A 6,391-nucleotide genomic window follows, 5' to 3' on the forward strand; every position below is an offset into this window, starting at 1 on the left:
ATGACAGCACGTAAGAAGGTCATTCTGGATGTAGATACTGGAGTGGACGATGCGCTGGCCATTATGCTGGCTGTAACGAGCGGAGAACTCGATATTCTCGGAATCACCACGGTCAGCGGCAATGTCTCACTGGATCAGGCGACCCTGAACACCTGCAAGATTCTGGAGCTGCTCGGCGTGTCCGGGCAGATTCCGGTCTGCCGCGGGGCGGATAAGCCGCTGGTCCGGGATAGCGTGTTCGAGCACCGTGTACACGGCTCGGACGGAATTGGCGGCGCGCTTACCGGCATGACGGTAACGAAGCAGCCTGAAGCGGAGCGGGCGGAGGATTTCATCATCCGCCAGGTGCTGGCGCAGCCCGGTGAGGTCACACTGATTATGACCGCACCGCTGACCAACCTGGCACGTGCGCTGCACAAATGCCCGGAGCTGACGGAGCATGCCGCCGAGGTGATTGTGATGGGCGGCGTGGTGCAGGGCTTCGGCAACATTACGCCGACGGCCGAATACAACATGTACGTCGATCCGGAGGCGGCCAAGCTGGTGCTGGCAGCCGGTTTTCCCAGGCTGACGCTGGTCGGGCTGGATGTGACCCGCAAGGCGCTGCTAAGCGCAGATGATATAGCGAGGCTGCAGAATCCGGTGATCCGCGATTATGTGGAGAAGAGTACGGCGGATTACCGTAAGCGTTATTGGGAACGGAACGGTGTACAGGCCTGTGCGCTGCATGATCCGCTGGCGGTAGGCGTAGCGCTGAACCGCTCGTTCGTTACTGTGCGTGATTATTATGTGGATGTTGAGACAAGAAGTGACCTTTGCGACGGCCAGACCGTCTGCGATTTCCAGAACCGGCTGGGACGGCCGGCGAACGCCGGTGTCTGCCTGGAGGTGGACGCACCTGCTTTTCTGGAATGCTTCATTAACAGTTTGAACAGCAATAGCTTTAACAGCCTGAATCAATAGCAGAAGAAGGACGGGAGTCAATAGAATGAACAAAAAAGCACTGTACCTGCTGCTGCCGGGCCTATTATTTCTGGCGGCCTTCATGCTGGTCCCGATTACGCTGACGGTTGCCTCGACTTTTGTACAGGACGGGAAGCTGACGCTGGAAGGGTATCTGCATTTTTTCCGGGACGGTTACTTTAACCGCATCCTGCTGACTACGCTCCGGGTGAGTGTGGTGACAACGCTGGTCTGCATGCTGCTCGGCTATCCGGCGGCTTATTATATCTCACGGGCAAGCGCCCGCAAAAAAAGCATTCTGCTGGCACTGTCGATTTTTCCGCTGCTGACGAGCCCTGTGGTTCGTTCGTTTAGCTGGATGATTATCCTCGGCAAAAAAGGGCTGATCAACTCCTTCCTGGTCAACATAGGGCTGATCGATAAGCCGCTCGACATTCTCTATACGCCGACGGCGATGATGATCGGACTTGTGCATCTGTTCCTGCCGCTGATCATTATCACCCTTCTCGGCGTGATGGAGAATCTGGATCACGAGCTGGTGCGCGCGGCGCGCAGTCTGGGGGCTTCCCCGTTTGCCGCATTCCGCAAAATCACCTTCCCGCTGACGGTGCCGGGCCTGATTATCGGCGGCATTCTCGTCTTTGTCGGCAGCCTTACGGCGTATACAACGCCTGCGCTGCTCGGCGGTAAGGAACGGGTGGTCTCCACCTTCCTGTACCAGAACGCCATGACGCTGAACGACTGGCAGGCGGCCTCGGTCATCGCGGTCATTATGATTGTCATTACATTTGTGGTGGTCGGGCTGATGAATGCCTGGGCTAACCGCCTGAATCCGAAGGGGTGAGAACATGAAGGAAGGCAACCGCGCGCTGTCCTTGTACACACTGCTGGTCTTTATATTTTTGCTGGGTCCGCTCGTAATCATCTCGATTACTTCCTTTGAGCCGGGCACGGTCCTGAAATTCCCCCCTGAGGGCTTTTCGCTGAAATGGTACAGGAATATTTTTGAGGTCAGCGCCTTTATGGACACCTTCAAAACCTCGATTATCATCTCGCTGCTCGGCAATCTGCTGGCGCTCCTGCTGGGTGTGCCTGCGGCCTATGCGCTGAGCCGTTACCGGTTCCGCGGGCGGGATACGCTGAATGCGATTTTCCTGTCACCGGTGCTGATTCCGGGGATTGTGCTGGGCTTCACGCTGCTGCGCTACCTGATAGTCGTCTACGGGCTGCCGATTGTGGCCGGTTTGCTGATAGGACATACAGTGATTATGCTGCCGTTTATTATCCGGGTTATTGCTTCAAGTCTGGAGAATTTCGATTTCGCGGTGGAGGAGGCGGCGCAGAGCCTGGGAGCTTCGAGGCTGTACACGTTTTTCAAAATCGTACTGCCCAACATCCGCTCGGGGATTCTGGCGGCGATTCTGATCGCTTTTCTGGAGTCGTTCAACAACGTGGATATTTCCGTCTTCATGACCGGTCCGGGGATCAGTACCCTGCCGATTCAAATGCTGACCTATGTGCAAAATTACTTCGATCCTACGATTGCCGCAATCTCCGTCATTCTGATGGTGCTGACGGCAGCGCTGATGTTCGTCATCGAGCGGCTGATGGGATTCGCTTATTTTACCAAAAGATAGCCTATTAAAGGATAACGGAGGCATAACGCAATGTCACTTTTAAGTCTTGAGCAGGTATCGGTTGCTTATGACAACCGTCTGATACTGGAGGATTTCAATCTGTCGCTGGCAAAAGGGCAACTGCTTTCCCTGCTCGGCCCCAGCGGCTGCGGCAAAACAACGACCCTGCGCCTCATCGCCGGGTTTCTGAATGCGGAAGCGGGAGCTTTTATGTTCGGCGGCAAGGATTACACCAAGGTTCCGGTCGAAAAGCGTAATTTCGGCTTCGTGTTCCAGAGCTATGCGTTATTCCCGCATCTGTCGGTGTTTGATAACGTGGCGTTCGGCCTGCGGCTGCGCAAGCTGAAGGAGGCGGAAGTGAAGAAGCGGGTAACCCGGATGCTGGAGATTGTCAGTCTGGGCGGCTTTGAGAAAAGACTTCCGGCAGCCCTGTCCGGCGGACAGCGTCAGCGGGTGGCAATTGCCCGGGCGCTCGTCATTGAGCCGGATCTGCTGCTGTTCGACGAACCGCTGAGTAACCTCGACGCCAACCTGCGGGTGAACATGCGTGTGGAAATCCGCCGCATCCAGCAGGAGCTGGGCATCACGACCGTCTATGTCTCGCATGACCAGGAGGAATGCTTCTCGATCTCCGACCAGGTGGCGGTCATGAACAATGGCAAAATCGAGCAGCTCGACAAGCCGTCAGCCATCTTCAAATATCCGGCGAGCGAGTTCGTGGCCCGGTTTATCGGGTTCGGGAACTTTATCGCTTTTGACGGACGGAATGATACGGGTTCAGATATTGAACTTAGCAGAGGGGCGCTGAAGTTCCAGGCTGCCAAACGGCCGGAGGGCCTCGGTAACACAGGATTGCTCGGGGCGATCCGTCCTGATGATTTGCAGCTGTTTGCAGCCAGTCCGGAGCCGGGCACGGCCAGTAACATTTTGCCGGGAACGGTGCAGATCAGCACATACCTCGGCCGCAGCTACCAGTATCAGGTGGAGACGGAGCTGGGTGTGTTCACGGTGAATCAGGAGATGGAGCAGCCATTCGTGCAGGGACAGCGGGTTACGGTTTATTTTCCAAAAGAGAAGCTGGTGCTGGTGCAGTAGCGCTTCATAAGGAGCAGACATGATGATTACAGATCAACTTATTTTGAACGCTAAAGTGTACAACAGTTACTATAAACGGTTCGAGACGGCGAATGTTGCTGTAAAAGACGGGCGTTTTCTCTATGTCGGCCAGCTTGGTGCGGAAACGTTCGCAGCTAGAGAGATAATTGAGGCTGAGGGGCAGTATCTGGTGCCCGGGCTGATCGATATCCACCTGCATATTGAGAGTACGATGATTACACCGGAGACGTTCTCCTACGGTATTCTGCAGCATGGGGTGACGACGATTGTTCCCGAGCCGCATGAGATGGCCAATGTGTTCGGCGTTGAAGGTGTGCATGAGATGATCCGGGCCAGCCAGGACTGCCTGGTGGATATGTTCTACGCGATTCCGAGCTCGGTGCCGGCGACTCCGCTGGAAACGACGGGCGGCTCGATTGAAATTGCCGATATTGATGAGCTGATGGCGACGGAGCAGATGATCTGCCTGGGCGAGGTGATGAATTTCGTCGATGTGATTCGTGATCCCGATTGCAAAAGCAACCAGATTCTCCAGCACGTCCGCAGCAAGTACCCCGGTCTGGTTATCGAGGGGCATACGCCAAAGCTGCTGGACCTCGACCTGCACCAGCTGATCTTTGCCGGGATCGATTCCGATCACACCCATCAGAGCATCGAGGGTCTGACCGCGCGGATTGCCGCCGGGATGTTCATCGAGATTCAGGAGAAGTCGATGACCCCGGAGGTTGTCGACTACCTGATCCAGCATCCGGTGAGCGAGCATTTCTGCTTCGTGACCGACGATGTAATGACCGACTCGCTGGCGGCGACCGGCCATCTGGATCATCTCGTCCGCAAGGCCATCGCTATGGGTATGGCACCAGAGGCCGCTGTCTATGCGGCCACCTACACGCCGGCCCGGCGGATGAAGCTGGACGACCGCGGCGTGATCGCGCCGAACAAAACCGCCGACTACCTGCTGCTGTCCGACCTCAGCAGCTTCACGATTGAGGCGGTGTACAAGCGCGGCGCGCAGGTCTGGGACCGCAGCCGGCCGCAGGCACAGCCTGCACCTGCGCCGCGCTTCCCGGCGCATTTCTACCGGAGCGTGCAGCTCGCGCCGCTTAGCGCCGGTGACTTCGCGGTGCGCCCGGAGCTGCCTGACGGCCGCTACGGCGCCCGTGTGATGACGGTCAACAACGTGTCCACGTTTACCGAAGAAAAGCATGTGGAGGCCGAAGTGAAGAACGGCCTGCTGCAATGGCAGGACACCGGCTGCGGCCTGATCGCTACCTTTGAGCGGTACGGCAAAACCGGCGGCCGCTCCTACGGCCTGATCGGCGGCGACACGATCAAACGCGGTGCGATCGCGACGACGTATTCGCACGACAACCACAACCTGCTCGTTGTCGGACACAACGCCGAGGACATGGCGCTCGCCGCGAACACGGTCATTGCCGAGCAGGGCGGCTTCTGCGTCGTCTGTGACGGCGTAGTGCTGGCCCTGCTGGCGCTGCCGGTCGGTGGCATCCTGACCGAGGCGCCGCTCGCCGAGACGGCGGAGCGGGTGCTGGGCCTGCGCACAGCGATGGAGTCGCTGGGCTACAACCACTACAACCCGATCATGTCCATCAGTACGCATTCACTGCCGGTCAGCCCGGCGCTGAAGATTACGGATTTCGGGCTGATCGATGTCGTTGCGGGCAAGGTAGTGCCGTTGTTGTTCCCGCTGGGGGAAGTGTGAGGGAGCCGCTGCTGGCGTTCCGCTGGTGAAGCATGAGGTGGCAGTTGCTGGCGTTCCGCTGGGTGAGGAGGGAGAAGAGATGCTCCCGCTCTGCCGCGTGAAACGTGAGGATAAGGCGCTGCCGTTGATTAGGGCGAAGCGATAAAGGAGGGGCGTCCCAGATGGGATGCCCCTTCTTGCAATACAGTAACTATAGCAGGATAGAGGTTCCATGCTCGTTGTTAGGCACATGCTGCTTTGTAATGGTCCAGCGGCGTCGCTTGTGTTAATGCTGGAGTGAACATGCTGAGCTTTAATGCTGATCTGCCAGTGTAGCAGCTGAAGTTGAGTTGCTGATGCTGAGCTCCTGAAGTTGAGTCGCTGATAGTGAGCTCCTGATGGCCGAGTTATCTATAGTGAGTTGGGTGCTGAGCTATTGAAGTTGAGTAGCTAATGTTGAGGTGCTAATAGTGAGTTCTCGATGCTGAGTTACTGATGCCCCGCCACTGATACTGAGCCGCTAATGCCGGCCTGCCAACGCTGATCCACCAATACAACGCATTCGGCCCAGCACATTTTGTCCGTCAAACTAAATAAGTGTACTTTCTACAGCTATATGGAGGAGAAACGCTCTGTTTTCTGGAATAGCTGCACTTTGGAGACAATTTCATAATCCAAAACCCTTGCTGCGCTTGGATTTTTTGAGCATAGAAAAAGGAGTACCTCCCCAAATTCTCGAAGTTATAGGCGACCAAACCGACACCCGAGAAAGAAAAGAGGTAATCCCTATCTATTCAATTCGACAAGAAGAGCTATTTTCCTTTGAGGAATTGCTCCTGATGCGCCCAGAAAATAAATACTGCCAAATCTTTGAACACTTAGATCTGGCTCCGGTCCTGCACGTCCTTCGGAAAAAGAACCACCGTGGTCGGCCGCAGGAGCTAAACATTCCTGCCATGATCTACTCGCTGCT

Annotated in this window: 6 protein-coding genes; 5 read left to right on the forward strand and 1 reads right to left on the reverse strand. The window is 56.3% G+C overall.

The features are described from left to right. The 5 genes from BLR64_RS25020 to BLR64_RS25040 are packed head-to-tail and all read left to right on the forward strand — an operon-like array spanning position 1 to position 5,439. Positions 1–963, forward strand: a complete 963-nt coding sequence (locus BLR64_RS25020) for a nucleoside hydrolase (protein ID WP_090718802.1) — start codon at positions 1–3, stop codon at positions 961–963. Positions 964–988: 25 nt separating this feature from the next. Beyond that, positions 989–1,807, forward strand: a complete 819-nt coding sequence (locus tag BLR64_RS25025) for an ABC transporter permease (RefSeq protein ID WP_039869910.1) — start codon at positions 989–991, stop codon at positions 1,805–1,807. 4 nt (positions 1,808–1,811) lie between these two features. Continuing rightward, entirely contained in the window at positions 1,812–2,600 is a 789-nt protein-coding gene (locus BLR64_RS25030) for an ABC transporter permease (protein WP_090718803.1), read from the forward strand. 30 nt (positions 2,601–2,630) lie between these two features. Then, on the forward strand, positions 2,631–3,695 hold the full coding sequence (locus tag BLR64_RS25035) for an ABC transporter ATP-binding protein (protein ID WP_090718805.1): 1,065 nt from the start codon (positions 2,631–2,633) through the stop codon (positions 3,693–3,695). A gap of 22 nt (positions 3,696–3,717) precedes the next feature. Further along, a complete protein-coding gene (locus tag BLR64_RS25040) occupies positions 3,718–5,439 on the forward strand; it encodes an adenine deaminase (protein WP_090718807.1) in 1,722 nt (573 codons plus the stop codon). Between the two features lie 765 nt (positions 5,440–6,204). On the opposite strand, the gene BLR64_RS30620 is transcribed toward BLR64_RS25040, so the two are convergent. Further along, positions 6,205–6,391, reverse strand: a 187-nt coding sequence (locus BLR64_RS30620; protein ID WP_208607228.1) for a hypothetical protein, incomplete at its 5' end; no start/stop codon positions are given.

This window comes from Paenibacillus typhae (assembly GCF_900099765.1).
Classification (GTDB): domain Bacteria; phylum Bacillota; class Bacilli; order Paenibacillales; family Paenibacillaceae; genus Paenibacillus_AQ; species Paenibacillus_AQ typhae.